The following is a 19,490-nucleotide window of genomic DNA, read 5'->3' as shown; positions in this document are numbered from 1 at the left end:
ACTAGCGTTCTGCATCGCCAAGCACGGTGTTATGGCGCAATGTCGGGCTTTGCTTTGCCGGTCCCCTCAGTGGAAAGCCGCAGGGACATCGATGCGCCGCCAGATCGCTTCGGAGAAGCTGTAGAGGGCGAAGGCGACCAGCCCGAGGCCGACCAGCGACAGCCAGAAGGTGCCGAAGGGAAGCGTCTGCAGCGCGTTCAACGCATCTTCCAAACCGGGTGGATCGGTCGGCTCGTAGCGGGCGCCTCCGGTGAAGAGCATGCCGGCGACCACGAAGAAGGCCACGCCGCGTGCGATCAGGCCCAGTCGGGATATTGGCCGCACCCAGCGCATGACGTGTTCGGAGGCGTTGAAGTATTTCTCGAACTTGGCTTTCCAGCCCTTGATGACGTGCGCGATGCCGACGCCGAGCGGCACCAGGGCGATGAGATAGACCAGATAGTTGGAGTGCTTCCAGCCGAGCAGGCCGGAGAGGAAGTCCTGTCCGCCCGAGCCGCCGCTGCCCCCGGCCTCGCCCAGCGGGCTACCGAGCAGGCCCAGCGTGAACAAGGTGAGCAGGGCGTAGGCGATGGCGCTGCCGACCAAGCCGGCCCGGATCGCGAGCCCCTTGGCGTCGGTGCCGTGTCCTTCGGGGTCGGTGATCGCCTGAGTCAGTCGCCATACGGAATAGGCCACCAGGCCTATCACCATGATCCATAGCAGGGTTTCGCCGAACGGCTGGCTCAACAACTGTTGAATGGCGCCTTTGGTGCCGACCGTTTCACCGCCGCCGATCCCGGCCGTAAAGGCGAAGGCGCCGATGATCAGGTAGACCACGCCTCGCGCGGCATACCCGCTGCGGGCAAGCCAGATCAGGCCCTTGCTGACGTCGTCGTGTGCACGAGCTGCTGTGGTGTGCATGGAGCATCCTCGGTGTATGTAAAGGTGTTCGGTAGACGCCTGATCGAGGGCAAGGGTTCGTGAAACATTCGGGAGGCCGCTGTCCATTCGGCCGGTTCGGAAGGGGAGGCAGGTCGGAACGGCCGAAGATGGCGGCTCCGGTAAGGGTGCCTGCTGGCGGCACTTCCCCTGCTTATTCGGGCCGCGGCGCAGCTGTTCGGGTTAAATGCCGACTCCGTCTAAGACTCGCCGCCGCGCAGCTTAAGCTGAGAGAAGAGCGTTTCCGCTCAGCGAGGAGAGAGTCATGAACACCTATACCGATTGGCGTCTGCGCGGCCCCGGTGTGGACCTGTGCAACTGCAATTTTGGCTGCCCCTGTCAGTTCAACGCTCTGCCAACGGATGGCAAGTGCGAGGCGGCGGTCGGGTTCCATATCGTCGAGGGGCATTTCGGCGAAACCTCACTGGATGATCTCAACGTCGCCTGTACCTTCGCTTGGCCGGGCGCGATCCACGAGGGTAACGGGCAGTGCCAGGCCTTCATCGACGAGCGTGCCAGTGAGCCTCAACGTCAGGCGCTGCTGACCATCCTCAGCGGCCAGGAGCAGGAGCCGACAGCGTTCTTCGCGATTTTTGCCAGTACGGTATCGACCATGCACGAGCCGCAGTTCGTGCCGGTCGAGGTGGTGACGGACCGGGATTCGCTGACCGCGAGCATCCGCGTGCCCGGTCTGATCGACGGCAGGGCTACGCCCATCCTCAATCCGATGGACGGTTCGCTGCATCGGGCGAAAGTCGTCCTGCCGGAGGGCTTCGAGTTTGGTGAGGCCGATTGTGCCAGTGCCGAGTTCACAACCTCGGGAGCCATCGCGCTGAATTATGCCGGTAGCAACGCCATGCTCTACGACCTGCATATGGGGCCAAATGGCATCATTCGCGGCTAGTCGCCTGGACTGCGGGGCGGCAGCCTCCGCCGGGGGCGTGCTCGGGCTCTGCGCGCTGGCCTGGTATTGGTCGGCGCGCGAGGCGTCGCTGATGGCGGCCATGGGCGACATGCAGATGCCGCCGACCGACTGGCTTTCGCCGCAGGGGCTGTTCGTTCTGGGCATGTGGCTGACGATGATGCAGGCGATGATGTTGCCGGCAGCATTGCCGATGATCCTGGTCTATCGACGCTGCCTGTCCCGCGACCCACAGCGCAGAGTCAGGCTCTGGCTGTTTTGCGCCGCCTATGTCCTCGTATGGTCCGGTTTTGCGATCTTGCTCACTGGCGTGCAGATGCTCGGTGAATATGCCGGTGTGCTCGATCCTATGCGCTTGCGGCTTCCGCCCGCGTTAGGCGGTCTGGTGCTGCTGGTGGCTGGCGCCTACCAGCTGAGCAGGGCCAAGGCGGCCTGTCTTCGGCATTGTCAAAACCCGTTGAGCTTCCTGCAGCATCACGCGCTCCCTGGGTTGCTCGGGTCCTGGCAGACCGGCGTGCGACACGCCCTGTATTGCCTGGGCTGCTGCTGGGCGTTGATGCTCGTGCTGCTGGTAGTCGGAGCGATGAGCCTGTGGGCGATGGCGCTGCTCAGCCTGCTGGTACTGGCGGAAAAAGTGCTGCCGCTGGGCAGGTGCTGGTATCGCTTCAGCGGCGCGCTGTTGATCGCGGCGGGGCTGCTGATGCTGCTGTTCGCGCGTGTCTGAGCGTGGCGCAATCGGCCGGCGCCGCTGCTGTTTCCCAAACTGCGGCCATCGGACACGGATTCAGGTGTCGTGACGGTCGCACAATCCCAAGCGTTAATGAGAAACTGTGTCGTCTTCAACGCAAGGGATTCCGGGCATCATGTCGTTTAGCCGTAGACAGATACTCACCGGGCTGGTCGGGTTGGGCGCCATTGGCGCAGGCGTAGGAGGCGTACGCTACTGGCTCGGGCGTCCCGCCAATGCAGCCACTCACGATTACGACCTGATCGCAGCGCCCGCCGATGTCGAGCTGATCCCCGGTACCCGGACGCCTGCCTGGTGTTACGGCGGGCAGGCCCCCGGCCGGGAACTGCGTGCACGACAGGGTGATTGGCTGCGGGTGCGCTTCACCAATCATCTGCCGGAGCCCACGACCATTCACTGGCACGGCATCCGTCTACCGTTGGACATGGACGGCGTCCCCTATGTGTCGCAGTTGCCGGTGCTGCCGGGCGAGTCGTTCGACTACCGTTTCCAGGTGCCTGACGCGGGCAGTTTCTGGTATCACCCGCACACCAGCAGCGCCGAGCAACTGGGCCGCGGTCTGGTCGGCCCGTTGATTGTCGAGGAGCGTGAACCGAGTGGTTTCCGCCATGAGCGAACCCTGAGCCTCAAGAGCTGGCACGTCGACAAGCAGGGTGCCTTCACGGCGTTTAGTGTTCCGCGCGAGGCGGCCCGCGGCGGCACACCGGGCGTGCTTTCCAGCGTCAATGGCGAACACGCGCCGACGCTGGAGCTGCCTGCTGGCCAAGTCGTGCGGCTGCGGATTCTCAATCTGGATAATACCCTGACGTACCGATTGAACCTTCCCGGCGGCGAGGCGCGCATCTATGCGATCGACGGCAATCCCGTGGCGCCTCGACCGCTCGGCAAAAGCTATTGGCTGGGCCCGGGGATGCGCATCGACCTGGCGCTGAAGGTTCCGCCGGCGGGCCAGGCGCTATCGCTGCGCAACGGGCCGTTGCGCCTGGCCAGCTTGCAGTCGGTGAGCACCAACGAGGTGGAGGGAGGCTGGCCTGCGCCGCTGCCGGCCAATCCGATCGCCGAACCGGACCTGGAGCGCGCCGAAACCCTGCGCTTCAACTTCGAATGGGCCGGCACGCTGTCGAGCGATGCGGGGCAGGGCGAAGCGTTTACGTTCTGGCAGGTGAATGGCCAGGCCTGGGACATCAACGACAAGACCTGCGCCGATCGGCCCATCGCTACCCTGAAGAAGAACGGGCATTACATTTTCGAGCTGCGTAACCTCAGTCAGTACCAGCACCCCATCCATCTACACGGCATGACCTTCAAGGTGATCGCATCCAACCGCAAGCGGATCGATCCCTGGTTTACCGATACCTACCTGCTGGGCAAGAACGAAACGGCCAGGATTGCCCTCGTCGCCGATAATCCTGGCGTGTGGATGTTCCACTGCCATGTGATCGATCACATGGAGACCGGACTGATGGCTGCGATCGAGGTGGTATGAGGCAGGCGACGGGACGAACTGTGCGGGTGATGACATGGGCGAGGCGCGTTCCCGTATGAAAAGGCCAATGGTCGTTGACCGTTCTCGTGACGAGGAATTCATGCGTGAGGCGCTGGCGCTGGCCGTCGAAGGCGCCCGGCTGGGCGAAGTGCCGGTGGGGGCGGTGGTGGTGCAGAACGGCGAGATCATCGGTCGCGGTTTCAACTGTCCGATCTCCCAGCACGACCCCAGCGCCCATGCGGAAATGGTGGCAATCCGCGATGCCGCGCTGCGATTGCAGAACTACCGGTTACCCGGCAGCACGCTGTATGTGACGCTGGAACCGTGCAGCATGTGCGCGGGCCTGATCGTGCATTCACGTATCCAGCGGGTGGTCTATGGCGCGACGGAGCCCAAGGCTGGGGTGGCGTTGAGCCGTGGCCAGTTCTTCTCCCAGCCCTTTCTCAATCATCGCGTGCTGGTCGAGGGTGGCGTCATGGCGCCAGCTTGCAGCGAGATACTGAGCGAGTTTTTCCGATCCCGTCGGGACAAGAACGGTGGCGGGGAGCCGCAGGGTCCGGTCGAGAATTAAGCGCTGGCTCGGGTCAGCGGCTAAACGCTGCTATAGCGGCGCACACCCGCTTCCGGCAGCTTTTCATAGGCGGCGACACTGCCCTGGGCAGGAAATACCACCAGGTGGTCGGCGGCGATGGCGATGCCGACGTCCTGTCCGGTTGGGTAATCGGCATGGCTCGGGAAGATGCCTTCGAGCTGATTGCCGGTGGGTAACTGCAAGCGGTACAAGGTTGAAGCACCCAGGAAGGTCTTGCCGACAATGAGCGCCTTGAGCGCACTCTGTGGCGAGTAGACGATGTCATCCGGGCGCAACAAGACATCCACCGAGCTGCCGGCCGGCATCGTGTAGGCGCGGTTGCCGCGAATGACGCCAAGCTCGGTCTGCACCGTTTCAGGGTCGATCAACTGGCCTCGAATGAAATAGCCCTGGCCGATGAAGGATGCCACGAACGGCGTCAGCGGCTCGTGATAGAGGTTGTAGGGTGTGTCCCACTGTTCCAGGCGGCCATCCTTGAACACGCCCACCTGATCGCTGACGGCGAACGCCTCTTCCTGATCGTGTGTGACCAGAATGGCGCTGGTGCCGCGGGCCTTGAGTATCTCCCGAACCTCATGGCTGAGCCGCCGGCGCAGGTCTCCGTCGAGGTTGGAGAACGGCTCGTCGAGCAGCAGGAGCTCAGGCTCAGGCGCGAGCGCTCGGGCAAGGGCGACGCGTTGCTGCTGACCGCCGGACAGTTCGTGCGGATAGCGTTGAGCCAGTGGCGAGAGATGCACCAGATCGAGCATCTCTTGAACGATGCGCCGGTAATGGGGCTGCTTGCGAATACCGAACTCGATGTTTTCCGCCACTGTCAGGTGAGGGAACAGCGCGTAATCCTGGAACACCATGCCAATCCGGCGCTTCTCCGGTGCAAGCGTGAAACCGCGCCGCGAGAGCACGACGTCACCCAGCTGGATTTCGCCTTCATTGACGTGCTCGAAGCCGGCAATGGCGCGTAGCGTGGTGGTCTTGCCACAGCCGGACGGCCCTAGCAGACAGCCGATATCGCCGCGATTGAGGTGCAGGTTGAGGTTCTGCACCACACTCTGGCCGCCATAGCCGCAATCGAGATTGCGCAGATGCAGCAGCGCTTGGTGAGTCATGCGTGGTGGTAGGCGGGCTCGACGAGGAACTCGAGCAATGCCTTCTGGGCATGCAGACGGTTCTCGGCTTGCTGCCAGGCGACCGAGCGCTTGTCGTCGAGCAGGTCTTCGCTGATTTCCTCGCCGCGGTGGGCCGGCAGGCAATGCATGAACAGGACGTCTTCGGCGGCCAGGTCGAGCAGGGCGCGATCGACCTGATAGCGCCGGAAGGTGGCCATCCGCGCCGCCATCTCGTCTTCCTGACCCATCGAGGCCCAGACGTCGGTCGTGACCAGGTGCGCGCCGCTGACCGCCTCGCGTGGGTCGCGTACCACTCGCACCCGGTCGCCGGCCAGCGCGAGCAGGGCGCTGTCGGGCTCGTAGCCTTCGGGGCAGGCGACACGCAGCTGGAAATCGAACTGAATCGCAGCCTCTATATAGGAGTTGCACATGTTGTTGCCATCGCCGATCCAGGCGGCCGTCTTGCCGGCGATCGAGCCGCGCTGTTCATGGAAGGTCTGCATGTCGGCCATGAGCTGGCAGGGGTGAAGGTCATCGGACAAGCCATTGATGACCGGCACCGAGGAATGGGCAGCGAATTCCTTGAGCGTTGCGTGGGCGAAGGTGCGGATCATGACGGCGTCGAGCATGCTCGACATCACGATAGCGGAATCGGCGATCGGCTCACCGCGACCCAGCTGCGTGTCACGTGGCGACAGAAAGATGGCCTGACCGCCGAGCTGAATCATCCCGGCTTCGAACGACAGCCGTGTGCGGGTCGAGGCTTTCTCGAAAATCATGCCCAGTACACGGTTCTTCAGCGGCTCGAACAGAATGCCGCGCTCGCGCAGATCCTTCAGCTCGATGCCGCGACGGACCAGGGCGATTAGCTCCTGGGGCGTGCAATCCATCAGTGAGAGAAAATGCCTTGCGCTCATATCAACACCTTTATTACGGCAATCGAGGTCGGAAGTTTTCGACGGGAAAAGAAGGGCCTGCGACGGGAGTCGCACGGGAGGCGACGAAACGGGAAAGGCGCGATCTTATCCAGAAAGTCTTGGCCGGCGCAAATCCGCCCTCGATGCCGCGCAAGTGCGCTTATTCAGCGGGCTCGCGTCGGTGCCAGGCAAGAAAAGCCTAGCCCTGCGCTCGGCTTTACGGGGGCGTTCCTGTACAATGCGCGTCAACCGTGACTAGCCGAGGTGCCCCATGGATATCATCGAAACCATTAAAGAGCAGATCGAAAAGAACCCGGTCCTGCTGTACATGAAAGGCTCACCCAATGCACCGCAGTGTGGCTTCTCCGCCCGCGCGACCCAGGCGCTGATGGGCTGCGGCGAAAAATTCGCCTACGTCGACATCCTGCAGAATCCCGAGATTCGCGCCAACCTGCCGAAGTACGCCAACTGGCCCACGTTCCCACAGCTGTGGGTAAACGGTGAGTTGGTCGGCGGCAGCGACATCATTCTGGAAATGTTCGAGAAAGGTGAGCTGCAGCCGTTGGTCAAGGAAGCCGCGCAGAAAGCCGGCGCCTGAACGCGATCAGCTGACTGAAACCCGCCTAACGGCGGGTTTTTTATGCCTGGCGCATGGGCCTCATGTCGCTCACTGGCGTTTGGCTAGGCATTCGCGCCTGTTGGGGCCTGGAAACGAAAACGGGAGCCGCTGGCTCCCGTTTGCAAGTCTGACAGACCGTCAATCGTCCATCTGCGATTGCAGGTAATTCTCCATGCCGACCTTGTCGATCAGGCTCAACTGGGTTTCCAGCCAGTCGATGTGTTCTTCTTCGGACTCGAGGATGTCCTCCAGCAATTCGCGACTTCCATAGTCGCCCACGCTCTCGCAATAGGCGATGGCCACCTTGAGGTCCTGCACGCCGCCCTGTTCGAGCTTGAGGTCACAGTCGAGCATCTCACGCGTGTTTTCCCCGATCAGCAGCTTGCCGAGGTCCTGCAGGTTCGGCAGGCCTTCGAGAAAAAGGATGCGCTTGATCAGTTTGTCGGCGTGCTTCATCTCATCGATGGATTCATCGTATTCGTGCTTGCCGAGCTTGCCGAGGCCCCAGTCTTCATACATGCGTGCATGCAAGAAGTACTGGTTGATGGCGACCAGCTCATTGCCGAGAATTTTGTTCAGATGCTGAATGACTAGCTTGTCGCCTTTCATGTCGGTGTCCTGCGTCGAATCAATGCGTTGATTCAAGCAGTCTGGCCATGAACCCCTGGGCTGTCAAACCTAAGTCATTGAATGCAAAAGGGTAAAACTGAATAAGAATACGTCTGTTCCGCGCCTGGATAGCAAGGCTTTGATTTACAGGCAGAAAAAAGCCGGGCATTGCCCGGCTTTGAAAAGCTGTCTGTATCAGGCGGGAACGAAGCTGGCAGGGTGGGCTAGCGAAGCCTGGGCGCTCTGCACATTGCTCAGGGTTTCCCGGACCACTTGCTTGGCAACGCATGCACATTTACCGCACTGGCTGGCGACCCCGGTGGCCTCGCGTACTTCACGATAGCTGCAGCAGCCTTCGTAAATGGCTTCACGGATCTGGCCGTCGGTAACACCTTGGCAAAGACACACGTACATATGGACTACCCGTTGGGTCTGCGATGGTTGAGATGCTAAACAGAATGAGAATGATTGTCAAAGATCGTTCGTCGGGATGCTCGCGGCGACCGTTTAGCCCTCGGGAGGCGACAAGCGAGCTATAGAGCAAGTCCTATAGCCGCCGTCCCTGCCGGATGAATGACTGACGGTGCGATGCGCTAAACTGCGTTCCCTTTTCCGCGCCTGGAGCCGTCATGGCCCTGCAAGCCACGCCTTACAAAGTCGAAATCAATCTCACCGATCTGGATCGCCACGTTTACCAGGATCTGCGCTTTACCGTCGCTCGGCATCCCTCGGAAACCGAGGAGCGGTTGGCCGCGCGGCTCATTGCCTATGTGCTCTGGTACGACGAGCAGTTGGCGTTTGGTCGCGGGCTGTCTGACGTGGACGAGCCTGCGCTCTGGGAAAAAAGCCTGGATGATCGCGTGCTGCACTGGATCGAAGTGGGCCAGCCGGATGCCGAGCGAATCACCTGGTGCTCGCGCCGCGCCGAGCGTTTCAGCCTGGTCGCCTACGGCAACCTGCGTGTCTGGCAGACCAAGGTGCTGGATACCGTGCGCAGCCTGAAGAAGATCAATGTCGTAGCGGTCGGGCAGGAGGCGCTGGAGACCGTCGCTCAGGACCTGCCGCGGGCAATCAGCTGGAGCGTCATGATCAGCGAAGGTGCGCTGTTCATCACCGACGAACGTGGCCAGCACGAAGTGCCCCTGGAATGGCTGATCGGCGAGCGCGGCTGAGGCGCTCGCCAGAAGTCCAGGCCCGCAGATCGGCCTTGATCATGATTGCCAGAACCGCACGAAGGCGTTGAAGGACATCACCAAACCGACCGCTGTGGCCGCCATGGGCAACAGGCCAACGGAGTAACGTCCGAAGCCGGCCAGATCGGGATAGGCCGGATGGGCGCCAATGGATATGTCATGTTGGGCAGCTAGCGTAACGGTACGTCGAATGATGCGGGGCCCGACACACGGAGCCTGCGGGAGGCGTTGGCGCAATCGCTAAACGACATGACCTCGGGTTCCAGCCCATGGCCCAGGCACCGAAGCTCTCGCCGATATCGCAGTCGAGTAGGACACGTTTCATACCGATCCTCGGTACGGCTGGCCCGCTCCACGATCAAATATCGACAACTTATCGTTATTCGCTCTCCTAAGGGTCGTGGACAGCTGTATTGCTGTATGCTTGCCGACCCGAAGTACCCGGGCGGCTTCATGCTTCGCCCCCCTTCAGGTCATGGTCTGCAAGATGGTTACGCCAAATCCCCTCGTCCGTCGCGAATGCTTGGTCGCGTCCTGCGAGAATCTGAATATCGACCCCGAGAAGGTCCACGTCCTCGCCGGAATGCTGCGCCATGTCGCCCTGTACGATCAGGGCGCACGCGCCAGGACGTCGCTTTGAGTGCCCCACGCTGAACCGGATTATCACCAGAATGCGCATTGAACCCCGCCCGTTGCCCGAACAGCTCCCCGACCTGGGCGACCTGCCGCCCCTGCTGACACGTCTGTACGCGGCCCGCGGTGTGCAGTCGGCCAGCGAGCTGGACAAGGGGTTGGCACGCTTGATCCCGTACGGCCAGCTCAAGGGGATCGACGGTGCGGTGGCACTGCTGGTCGAGGCAATCGAAACCCGCCAGCGCATCCTGTTCGTTGGTGACTTCGATGCCGACGGCGCGACGGCGAGCACCGTGGGCGTGCTGGGCCTGCGTCAGCTGGGCGCGGCGCACGTGGATTACCTGGTACCCAATCGCTTCGAGTACGGCTATGGCCTGACGCCTGAAATCGTTGCCGTGGCCCTCGAGCGTCAGCCCGATCTGCTGGTTACCGTGGACAACGGCATCTCCAGCGTTGATGGCGTGGCGGCGGCCAAGGCCGCTGGGCTCAAGGTGCTGGTCACCGACCACCACCTGCCGGGCCCGGAATTGCCCGCCGCGGATGCCATCGTCAATCCGAATCAGCCGGAGTGCGCTTTCCCAAGCAAATGCATCGCCGGTGTCGGGGTGATCTTCTACGTATTGCTGGCCTTGCGCGCCGCGCTGCGTGACAGGGGTTGGTTCAGCCGGCAGGGCTGGGCGGAACCGAACCTGGCCGAGCTGCTCGATCTGGTGGCGCTGGGCAGCGTCGCCGACGTGGTGCCGCTGGACGCCAACAACCGTATCCTCGTGCACCAGGGTCTGGCGCGGATCCGTGCCGGTCGGGCGCGACCGGGCTTGCGGGCGATTCTGGACGTGGCCGGGCGTGATCATCGGCGTATCACCTCGACGGATCTCGGCTTCATTCTCGGCCCGCGGCTGAACGCGGCCGGGCGGCTCGACGACATGGCGCTGGGCATCGAGTGCCTGCTGTGCGAAGACGAAGCGTTGGCGCGGGATATGGCCATGCAGCTCGATCAGCTGAATCAGGACCGCAAGGGCATCGAGCAGGGCATGCAGCGCGAGGCGCTGGCCCAGCTCAAGGATCTGCCGATCGAAGACATGCCGTTCGGCCTCTGCCTGTTCGAGCCGGACTGGCACCAGGGCGTGATCGGCATTCTCGCGTCGCGTCTCAAGGAGCGTTACCACCGGCCGACGATTGCCTTTGCCGATGCAGGAGACGGCCTGTTGAAAGGCTCGGCGCGTTCGGTGCCGGGCTTCCACATCCGAGATGCGCTGGACGCCGTGGCAGCGCGCCATCCCGGTTTGATCAGCAAGTTCGGTGGCCATGCGATGGCGGCGGGGTTGTCGTTGCCGCAGGAGAATTTCGGCGCCTTTGCGGCGGCGTTCGATGCCGAAGTTCGGCGCCAGCTGTGCGAGGACGACCTGACCGGGCGGTTGCTCACCGACGGCCAGCTGAGCATCGAGGAGTTCCATCTCGAGCTGGCCAAGGCGCTGCGCAACGCCGGTCCCTGGGGTCAGCATTTCCCCGAGCCGGTGTTCCATGGCGTGTTCCAGTTGGTGCAGCAGCGCCTGGTGGGCGAGCGGCACCTGAAGCTGGTGCTCAAGAGCGAATGTGGCTCGCTGACGCTCGATGGCATTGCCTTCAATATCGATCGCGACCTCTGGCCCAATCCCACCGTGCGCTGGGCCGATCTGGCCTACAAGCTGGACGTCAACGAGTACCGCGGTCGTGAAAGCGTGCAGCTGCTGGTCGCGCATATCGCCGCACGCTGAGCGAATCGGCCGGCTGTTTTCAGTATTGGTCGACCGTCGGTGAGCCGCTGGTGCGCCGGTCTTGATCGCGAGCGCCTTATCCCGCGCTGTAAGAGCGGTCGCTCGTTAGACCTCGATGTCCAGTCCGTGCCTGTCGACCCGGCGTCGGCAGAGTCGCTCTTTGACGCCTGGCCCCTACGGGCTTTTCGGGCAAGATCGGTGATCTGAATCGAGCCCTATTTGCCTCGTCGTGCATGATTGGCGCGCGCTCGGTGCTGGCCTAGAGTGAGGCGATTAGAAGAACAATCCTCCGGAGCCTGCGATGAGCGAAACGACCCGGCATCACCGTGCCTGCCACCTGTGCGAGGCCATCTGTGGCCTGACCATCGAAACCCGCGATGAGCAGATCGTTTCCATCAAGGGAGATCCGGAGGACAGCTTCAGCCGTGGCCACATCTGCCCCAAAGCGGTCGCGCTACAGGATATCCAGAACGACCCGGATCGCCTGCGTCACCCGATGCGCCGTGTCGGCAGCGAGTGGCAGGCCATCGAGTGGGACGAAGCCTTTGCGCTGGTCGCCGAGCGCCTGGCGCAGATCCGCGAGCGCCACGGTAACAACGCGGTGGCGGTCTACCAGGGCAACCCCAGCGTGCATAACTACGGGTTGATGACCCACAGCAACTACTTTCTCGGTCAGCTGAAAACCCGCAACCGCTTCTCCGCCACCTCGGTCGATCAGCTGCCGCATCACCTGACCAGCCTGATGATGTACGGCCATGGCCTGCTGATTCCGATCCCGGACATCGACCACACCGACTTCATGCTGATTCTCGGCGGCAATCCGCTGGCCTCCAACGGCAGCATCATGACCGTGCCCGATGTTGAAAAGCGCTTGAAGGCGCTGCAGGCGCGTGGCGGCAAGCTGGTGGTGGTCGATCCGCGGCGCAGCGAGACGGCCGCGATGGCAGACCAGCATCTGTTCGTTCGTCCTGGTGAGGATGCGGCGTTGCTCTTCGGCCTACTTCATACGCTGTTCGCCGAAGGGCTGACCCGCACCAGTCACCTGCCAGTGGACGGGCTGGATGAGCTGCGCGCGGCGGTGGCGCCGTTCACGGCCGAGGCCATGAGCCTGCGCTGCGGTGTGCCGGCCGAGCAGATCCGGCAGCTCGCACGCGATTTCGCGGCGGCGGACAAGGCAGTCTGTTACGGGCGCATGGGTGTGTCGACCCAGGCCTTCGGTACGCTGTGCCAGTGGCTGGTGCAATCGATCAATCTGGTCACCGGCAATCTGGACCGCGTCGGCGGTGCGCTCTGTACCGAGCCTGCGGTGGACCTGGTGGCGAATACTTCCGGTGGGCACTTCAACCGCTGGCAAAGCCGGGTCTCAGGCTTGCCGGAATACGGCGGGGAGCTGCCGGTGTCGGCGCTGGCCGAGGAGATGCTCACCGAAGGGGAGGGGCAGATTCGCGCGCTGGTGACGGTCGCCGGCAACCCCGTGCTGTCCACACCCAACGGCCGGCAGCTGGAGCAGGCGCTGGACGGGCTGGAGTTTATGCTCAGCGTCGATTTCTATATCAACGAAACCACTCGCTATGCCGACCTGATCCTGCCGCCCACGGCACCGCTGGAGCATGATCATTACGACACCACCTTCAATCTGTTCGCTGTACGCAACGTCACCCGCTTCAATAAAGCGGTGTTGACCAAGCCGGCCGGTGCGCTGCACGACTGGGAAATCTTCGTCGGTCTGGCCCGCGCGTTCGCGGCACGCACCGGCGCCGAGCTCAAGCCTACGATCGCCCCCGAGCAGATGATCGATCTTGGTCTGCGTGCTGGGCCCTATGGAGACAAGAGCGAGCGGGCGCTGAGTCTCGCCAGACTGCGCGATTATCCGCATGGGCTCGATCTCGGCGCCCTCAAGGCGAACCTGACTGGGCGCCTGAAGACCGCCAACCAGCGCGTGCAGGCCGCGCCGGCACTGTTTCTCGGCGACGTGCAGCGCTTCGCGTCGATGCCGGTGGCATCCGGAACGGACCAGCAGCTGCTTTTGATTGGCCGCCGGCACGTGCGTAGCAACAATTCCTGGATGCACAACTATCATCGGCTGGTGAAGGGCAAGCCGCGACACCAGCTGTTGATGAACCCGGCGGACCTGAATCGACTGCACCTGCAGGACGGGCAGCGTGTGCGGGTGCGTTCGCGGGTCGGCATGATTGAAGTGGAGATCGCCGTCAGCGACGAGATGATGCCAGGCGTGGTCAGCCTGCCCCACGGCTGGGGCCACGGTCGCCCTGGGGTTCAACTGGACATCGCCAGTCGTCAGCCGGGCGCGAGCGCCAATGACCTGACCGACGAGCGCCAGCTCGATGCGTTGTCCGGCAATGCGGCGCTCAACGGTGTGCCGGTGTGGGTTGAGGCGGCTTAGAGCGATCGGCAGTCTGGCGGGCGGCTGATGGCCGTGCTGGCCTCGCTCGTATACGCCTGAGTTTTCTGCCGTACCCATCGCGGTCAAGACCGCTCCCACGAATGCCGGGCATTTAAGCGGGGACCATACCCGAGGCGGAAAGCCTGGCGCTGCAAGCGCATGGGGACCGTACCGCTGTCCTGTGGGAGCGGTCTTGACCGCGAAAAAGGCAAGCAAGGAGCTGAATGCCTGCAGCTCACCAACATGGCCGCGACTAACTGCCCTGGCTCTGTTCTCGCATTCCTGAGCGTCCTGCGGTCCCCATCGCGGTCAAGACCGCTCCCACGAAAGCTGGGCATTTCACCTCCGTTCACGCCCGAGCCGGAAAGCCAGGCTCTGCAGGCGCATCGGTATCGCCCCTGTCCTGTGGGAGCGGTCTTGACCGCGAAGGAGCAAGCTAGCAGCCGAATGCCTGCAGCTCTCCACCATGGCTGCTACGGACCTCCTTGGCCTTGCTTCCACACGCCTGAGGCCGCTGCCGGCCCTTCGCGGTCAAGACCGCTCCCACCGAAGCTGTGTGTAAGTCACATGCGCTGCAACGCTTCCACCGCTGTCATGGCAAGTCCGGTGCGCCGGACAAAGCGGTCGAAACAGTCTGTACTGATGGATGTCCAAAACACGCATCCCACGCAGCCGAGGTTTCCATGACACAGCTCTTCCAGCCGCTTACCCTGCGCCAGCTGACTTTGCCCAACCGCATCGTCGTTTCACCGATGTGCCAATACTCGGCGAAAGCGGGAATGGCCAACGACTGGCATCTGGTGCATCTGGGCAGCCGCGCGGTAGGGGGAGCAGGGCTGGTCATTATCGAGGCCACCGCAGTAACGGCCGGTGGCCGGATTTCCCCAGAGGATCTCGGCATCTGGACCGATGAGCATGTCGAGCCACTGCGGCGTATCACCCGCTTCATCGAAGCGCAGGGCTCGGTGGCCGGCATCCAGCTGGCGCATGCCGGGCGCAAGGCCAGTACCTGGCAACCCTGGCTGGGGCGGCACGGGAGCGTGCCTATCGCAGCCGGTGGTTGGACGCCGGTGGGGCCGTCGGCGATCGCCTTCGATCCGGAGCACGCAGTACCCACCGCGTTGGACGAAACCGGGATCAGCGAGGTCATCCAGGCCTTCGTCCACGCCGCAGAGCGAGCGCTGGCGGCTGGCTTCAAGGTTGCCGAGGTGCACGCCGCGCATGGCTACCTGCTCCACCAGTTCCTCTCGCCGCTCTCCAATCAGCGGCAAGATGCCTATGGTGGGTCGTTCGAAAATCGTATTCGCTTGCTGCTGGATGTGACCGAAGCGGTGCGGGCCGTCTGGCCGGAGGAGTTGCCCCTGTTTGTCCGTTTGTCGGCGACCGACTGGGTCGAGGACGGCTGGAATGCCGAAGAGACCGTCGAGCTGGCGCGGCGGCTGAAGGCGCTCGGCGTCGATCTGATCGACGTGTCCTCCGGCGGTACGGCCGCCAACGCGGAGATCCCCGTCGGCCCAGGCTATCAGACGCAATTCGCCGAGCAGGTCCGGCGCGAGGCCGGCATCGCCACCGGCACGGTCGGCATGATCACCGAGGCGGTCCAGGCCGAACACATCCTGCGTACCGGGCAGGCAGACCTGATCCTGCTGGCGCGCGAACTGCTACGCGACCCGTACTGGCCGTTGCACGCGGCCGAAGATCTGGGCGACACCTCGGTGCCCTGGCCGGCGCAATACGTGCGTGCTGCGCACCGGAACACACCGATCCGGCAGCTGCCCGAGTCGCTCGACTGAATTCGCTCCGTCCTTCAAGGCAGGTAATTTCATGAAAACCACCGGTTTGCTCGATCAACTGCTCAAGTCTGGGCAGGACCTTCTACAGAAGCAGCAGGACTCCGTTGCGCGCCCCGGCGCTGCGAAGAGCGGCGGCTCGCTCGGCGACATGCTTTCAGGGGCGGGTGGGCCGCTGGGCAGCATCCTGGGCGGCAGTGGTGGTGCGGGGCGCGGGGCCTTGGCAACCGGTGCGCTAGGCATGTTGCTGGGCAGCCGCGGTGGTCGCCGCCTGGGTGGCAAGGCGGTCACCTATGGCGGTCTGGCCGCCCTCGGCATGCTCGCCTACAAGGCCTACGGCAATTGGCAGGCACAACAGGCGCAGCAGCAAGGCGGCACCGCGCAGGCGACGGCGGCACAAGCCGAGCCCAATACGGTCGATCGGCTGCCACCGGATCAGGCCGAGGAGCATAGCCGCGGCATTCTCAAAGCGCTGGTCGCAGCGGCCAAGGCCGACGGTCACGTTGATGACCAGGAGCGCAAGATGATCGAAGCCGAGCTGGCGCAGCTCACCGATGATCCGGACGTGCGGCGCTGGCTCGAGGCAGAGCTGAACAAGCCGCTGGATCCGGTGGATGTCGCGGCGGCGGCCACGACACCTGAAATGGCCTCTGAAATGTATCTGGCCAGCGTGCTGATGGTGGATGAGGAGCAGTTCATGGAGCGTGCCTACCTCGATGAACTGGCACGGCAGCTGAAGCTGGATGCGCAACTGAAGGCCGAGCTGGAAAACCAGGTGCGCGGCGTTTCCGCCTGACGACCCCGCGACGGCCGGTCAGCACCCTCGTTTACCGCCTGGTTCGAAATGCTTCGCCACCGGCGGTCCCGGGCGGGCTGTCAGCGGCGGGGGGCTGCGCTATAATCGCCGGTTTTCGCACCGTCCGATTGAGAGCTGCCTACCTATGGAAATCAACCCGATCCTCAACAGCATCAAGGACCTGTCCGACCGCACCCAGTCAATTCGGGGGTATCTTTGACTACGATCAGAAGCATGATCGTCTCGTCGAAGTAAACCGCGAACTCGAAGACCCGAACGTCTGGAACAAGCCCGAGTACGCCCAGAACCTGGGCCGTGAGCGCGCCACCCTGGCGCAGATCGTCGAAACCATCGATGACCTCGAGGGAGGCCTGGCCGATTCCCGCGACCTGCTCGACATGGCTGTCGAAGAAGACGACCAGAGCGCCGTGGACGACATCGTCGCCGAGCTCGACCGCCTGCGCGGCATCCTCGAAGGGCTGGAATTCCGCCGCATGTTCAGCGGCGAGATGGACCCCAACAACGCCTACCTCGATATCCAGGCCGGTTCCGGTGGCACTGAGGCTCAGGACTGGGCCAACATCCTGCTGCGCATGTACCTGCGTTGGGCCGACAAGCGCGGTTTCAGCGCCGAGATCGTCGAGCTGTCCGAGGGCGAAGTCGCCGGCATCAAAGGTGCCACCGTACATATCAAGGGCGAGTACGCCTTCGGCTGGTTGCGCACCGAGATCGGCGTGCACCGCCTGGTGCGCAAAAGCCCGTTCGACTCAGGCGCGCGCCGCCACACCTCATTCTCGGCCGTGTTCGTCTCGCCCGAGATCGACGACCGGGTCGAGATCGAGATCAATCCGGCCGACCTGCGCATCGACACCTACCGCTCCTCCGGTGCCGGTGGTCAGCACGTCAACACCACCGACTCGGCGGTACGTATCACCCACGTACCGACCAACACCGTGGTCGCCTGCCAGAACGAGCGTTCCCAGCACGCCAACAAGGACACCGCCATGAAAATGCTGCGGGCCCGGTTGTACGAGCAGGAAATGCAGAAGCGCAACGCGGCCTCCCAGGCGCTGGAAGACACCAAATCCGATATCGGATGGGGTCATCAGATTCGCTCCTATGTGCTCGACGACTCGCGCATCAAGGATCTGCGTACCGGCGTGGAACGTAGCGATTGTCAGAAAGTGCTCGACGGCGACCTCGACGGGTACCTCGAAGCCAGTCTGAAACAGGGGCTTTAAGCCGCTGTGTTTGCTAGTGGAGGTGGGCTGAAGCGCAACGTCGCCAAGCTCACCCTGCATCAGCTTTGCATACCAAGTAGGGTGGGCTTCAGCCGACCAAGACGGGGCAGTACCTGCTGCGGAAAGCTTTCCGGCACGGTCTTCCCAGGATTCATCCAATCGATCCAGGCATTTTGAAACCATGAGCGAACAACCGCTGAACCAGCACGCTATCCAAGAGGAAGAAAACAGCCTGATCCTTCAGCGCAAGGAAAAACTGGCCGCCGAGCGCGCCAAGGGCAACGTTTTCCCCAATGACTTCCGTCGCGACAGCTACTGCAACGACCTGCAGCTGAAATACGCGGACAAGACCAAGGAAGAGCTGGCAGAAGCGGCCATCCCGGTGAAGGTTGCCGGGCGCATCATGCTCAACCGCGGCGCCTTCATGGTCCTGCAGGACATGACCGGACGCATCCAGGTCTACGTCAACCGCAAGACACTGCCGGCCGAGACGCTGGAAGCCATCAAGCATTGGGACCTGGGCGACATCATCGCCGCCGAAGGCACCCTGGCACGCTCGGGCAAGGGCGACCTGTACGTCGAGATGACCGCTGTGCGCCTGCTGACCAAGTCGCTGCGCCCGCTGCCGGACAAGCACCATGGTCTGACCGACACCGAACAGCGCTACCGGCAGCGCTATGTCGACCTGATCGTCAACGAAGAAACCCGCCACACGTTCCGCGTGCGCTCCCAGGTCATTGGGCACATTCGCAAATTCCTCAACGAGCGCGACTTCCTCGAAGTCGAAACGCCGATGCTGCAGACCATTCCCGGCGGTGCCGCGGCCAAGCCGTTCGAAACCCACCACAATGCGCTGGATCTGCCGATGTTCCTGCGCATCGCGCCGGAGCTTTACCTCAAGCGTCTGGTGGTCGGTGGCTTCGAGCGCGTCTTCGAGATCAACCGCAACTTCCGTAACGAAGGCGTCTCGACCCGGCATAACCCCGAGTTCACCATGCTCGAGTTCTACCAGGCCTACGCTGACTACGAAGACAACATGGACCTGACCGAGGAGCTGTTCCGCGAGCTGGCGCAGCTGGTGCTCGGCAGCACCGACGTGCCCTACGGCGACAAGGTGTTCCATTTCGGCGAACCCTTCGCGCGGCTGTCGGTGTTCGACTCCATCTTGAAGTTCAACCCGGACATCAGTGCCGATGATCTCAACGACATCGACAAGGCGCGTGCGATCGCCAAGAAAGCCGGCGCCAAGGTGCTGGGCTTCGAAGGCCTGGGCAAGCTGCAGGTGATGATTTTCGAGGAACTGGTCGAGCACAAGCTGGAGCAGCCGACCTTCATCACCCGTTATCCGTTCGAGGTTTCGCCGCTGGCGCGCCGCAGCAACGACGACCCCAGCGTCACCGACCGCTTTGAACTGTTCATCGGTGGGCGCGAGATTGCCAACGCCTATTCCGAGTTGAACGACGCCGAAGACCAGGCCGAGCGCTTCCATGCGCAGGTGCGTGACAAGGACGCTGGCGATGACGAAGCCATGCATTTCGATGCCGACTTCGTCCGCGCACTGGAATACGGCATGCCGCCGACCGCCGGCGAGGGCATCGGCATCGACCGCCTGGTGATGCTGCTGACCAACTCGCCGTCGATCCGCGACGTGATCCTGTTCCCGCACATGCGTCCCGAAGCGTAATAGCAACGAGCGCCGCTCGGCTTAGCCGGGCGGCCAGTCAGTCGCCGTACGACCCTCAAGCGTACGGCTCTTCTCGAA

General features: G+C 63.0%; 18 protein-coding genes and 1 pseudogene. 12 read left to right on the top strand and 7 right to left on the bottom strand.

Translation table 11 applies throughout. From position 1 onward, the window contains the following. Positions 1–66: 66 nt before the first annotated feature. Positions 67–900: a DUF1206 domain-containing protein gene (locus KVO92_RS06865; protein ID WP_217474860.1), complete on the bottom strand. Its 834-nt coding sequence runs from the start codon at positions 898–900 to the stop codon at positions 67–69. 283 nt (positions 901–1,183) lie between these two features. Between KVO92_RS06865 and KVO92_RS06860 the strand changes: the two genes are divergently transcribed. The 4 genes from KVO92_RS06860 to tadA all read left to right on the top strand — a co-directional run bounded on the left by KVO92_RS06860 (position 1,184) and on the right by tadA (position 4,645). Then, positions 1,184–1,822 carry a DUF1326 domain-containing protein gene (locus KVO92_RS06860; RefSeq protein WP_217474859.1) on the top strand — a complete coding sequence of 213 codons (639 nt, stop codon included), beginning with the start codon at positions 1,184–1,186 and terminating at the stop codon, positions 1,820–1,822. After that, the gene (locus KVO92_RS06855; protein WP_217474858.1) at positions 1,803–2,564 is read left to right on the top strand and encodes a DUF2182 domain-containing protein; all 762 of its coding nucleotides are present in this window, start codon (positions 1,803–1,805) and stop codon (positions 2,562–2,564) included. The genes KVO92_RS06860 and KVO92_RS06855 overlap by 20 nt, the downstream gene beginning before the upstream one ends. Positions 2,565–2,703: 139 nt before the next feature. Further along, positions 2,704–4,074 (top strand): multicopper oxidase family protein, encoded by a 1,371-nt coding sequence (locus tag KVO92_RS06850; RefSeq protein WP_217474857.1) that lies wholly within the window; start codon positions 2,704–2,706, stop codon positions 4,072–4,074. 55 nt (positions 4,075–4,129) lie between these two features. After that, positions 4,130–4,645 (top strand): tRNA adenosine(34) deaminase TadA, encoded by a 516-nt coding sequence (gene tadA, locus KVO92_RS06845; protein WP_217474856.1) that lies wholly within the window; start codon positions 4,130–4,132, stop codon positions 4,643–4,645. Between the two features lie 20 nt (positions 4,646–4,665). Here tadA and KVO92_RS06840 read toward each other — a convergent pair whose 3' ends face one another. Next, positions 4,666–5,772 carry an ABC transporter ATP-binding protein gene (locus KVO92_RS06840; RefSeq protein ID WP_217474855.1) on the bottom strand — a complete coding sequence of 369 codons (1,107 nt, stop codon included), beginning with the start codon at positions 5,770–5,772 and terminating at the stop codon, positions 4,666–4,668. Beyond that, positions 5,769–6,689, bottom strand: coding sequence for an ornithine carbamoyltransferase (argF, locus tag KVO92_RS06835; protein WP_217474854.1), 921 nt, complete (start codon positions 6,687–6,689; stop codon positions 5,769–5,771). Before argF ends, KVO92_RS06840 begins: the two co-directional genes overlap by 4 nt. 271 nt (positions 6,690–6,960) lie before the next feature. On the opposite strand from argF, the gene grxD reads away from it, so the two are divergent. Then, positions 6,961–7,287, top strand: coding sequence for a Grx4 family monothiol glutaredoxin (gene grxD / locus KVO92_RS06830; protein WP_021209935.1), 327 nt, complete (start codon positions 6,961–6,963; stop codon positions 7,285–7,287). A 159-nt stretch (positions 7,288–7,446) separates the two neighbouring features. On the opposite strand, the gene bfr is transcribed toward grxD, so the two are convergent. Continuing rightward, a complete protein-coding gene (gene bfr, locus KVO92_RS06825) occupies positions 7,447–7,917 on the bottom strand; it encodes a bacterioferritin (protein WP_021209934.1) in 471 nt (156 codons plus the stop codon). A gap of 195 nt (positions 7,918–8,112) precedes the next feature. Beyond that, complete coding sequence (locus tag KVO92_RS06820; RefSeq protein WP_217474853.1) at positions 8,113–8,331, bottom strand: bacterioferritin-associated ferredoxin; 219 nt, start codon at positions 8,329–8,331, stop codon at positions 8,113–8,115. 215 nt (positions 8,332–8,546) lie between these two features. On the opposite strand from KVO92_RS06820, the gene KVO92_RS06815 reads away from it, so the two are divergent. Then, the gene (locus KVO92_RS06815) at positions 8,547–9,089 is read left to right on the top strand and encodes a YaeQ family protein (protein ID WP_217474852.1); all 543 of its coding nucleotides are present in this window, start codon (positions 8,547–8,549) and stop codon (positions 9,087–9,089) included. A gap of 105 nt (positions 9,090–9,194) precedes the next feature. Here KVO92_RS06815 and KVO92_RS06810 read toward each other — a convergent pair. Together KVO92_RS06810 and KVO92_RS06805 are read right to left on the bottom strand one after the other, a co-directional pair. Beyond that, positions 9,195–9,435, bottom strand: a pseudogene (locus tag KVO92_RS06810) (LamB/YcsF family protein); the annotation flags it as partial. 126 nt (positions 9,436–9,561) lie between these two features. Continuing rightward, positions 9,562–9,789 carry a hypothetical protein gene (locus tag KVO92_RS06805; RefSeq protein ID WP_217474851.1) on the bottom strand — a complete coding sequence of 76 codons (228 nt, stop codon included), beginning with the start codon at positions 9,787–9,789 and terminating at the stop codon, positions 9,562–9,564. On the opposite strand from KVO92_RS06805, the gene recJ reads away from it, so the two are divergent. From recJ to lysS, 6 genes are all read left to right on the top strand, one after another. After that, positions 9,782–11,497, top strand: coding sequence for a single-stranded-DNA-specific exonuclease RecJ (gene recJ / locus KVO92_RS06800; protein ID WP_217474850.1), 1,716 nt, complete (start codon positions 9,782–9,784; stop codon positions 11,495–11,497). The genes KVO92_RS06805 and recJ overlap by 8 nt on opposite strands. Positions 11,498–11,798: 301 nt before the next feature. Further along, complete coding sequence (locus tag KVO92_RS06795; RefSeq protein ID WP_217474849.1) at positions 11,799–13,901, top strand: molybdopterin oxidoreductase family protein; 2,103 nt, start codon at positions 11,799–11,801, stop codon at positions 13,899–13,901. 683 nt (positions 13,902–14,584) lie between these two features. Next, positions 14,585–15,694: an NADH:flavin oxidoreductase/NADH oxidase gene (locus KVO92_RS06790; protein ID WP_217474848.1), complete on the top strand. Its 1,110-nt coding sequence runs from the start codon at positions 14,585–14,587 to the stop codon at positions 15,692–15,694. A 31-nt stretch (positions 15,695–15,725) separates the two neighbouring features. Beyond that, positions 15,726–16,487: a tellurite resistance TerB family protein gene (locus KVO92_RS06785; RefSeq protein ID WP_217474847.1), complete on the top strand. Its 762-nt coding sequence runs from the start codon at positions 15,726–15,728 to the stop codon at positions 16,485–16,487. A 145-nt stretch (positions 16,488–16,632) separates the two neighbouring features. Next, positions 16,633–17,728 (top strand): peptide chain release factor 2 gene (prfB, locus tag KVO92_RS06780; RefSeq protein ID WP_217474846.1). Its coding sequence is split into 2 segments (ribosomal slippage): positions 16,633–16,704 and positions 16,706–17,728, totalling 1,095 coding nucleotides; the frame shifts between segments, so codons are not numbered across the junction. Between the two features lie 181 nt (positions 17,729–17,909). Continuing rightward, positions 17,910–19,412 (top strand): lysine--tRNA ligase, encoded by a 1,503-nt coding sequence (lysS, locus tag KVO92_RS06775; protein ID WP_217474845.1) that lies wholly within the window; start codon positions 17,910–17,912, stop codon positions 19,410–19,412. The last annotated feature ends 78 nt before the right edge of the window (positions 19,413–19,490 follow it).

The organism is Stutzerimonas stutzeri (genome assembly GCF_019090095.1).
Lineage (GTDB): Bacteria > Pseudomonadota > Gammaproteobacteria > Pseudomonadales > Pseudomonadaceae > Stutzerimonas > Stutzerimonas stutzeri_AN.
The sequence above is the reverse complement of the archived record's forward strand: the minus strand, read 5'-3'. Positions and strand labels throughout refer to the sequence as shown.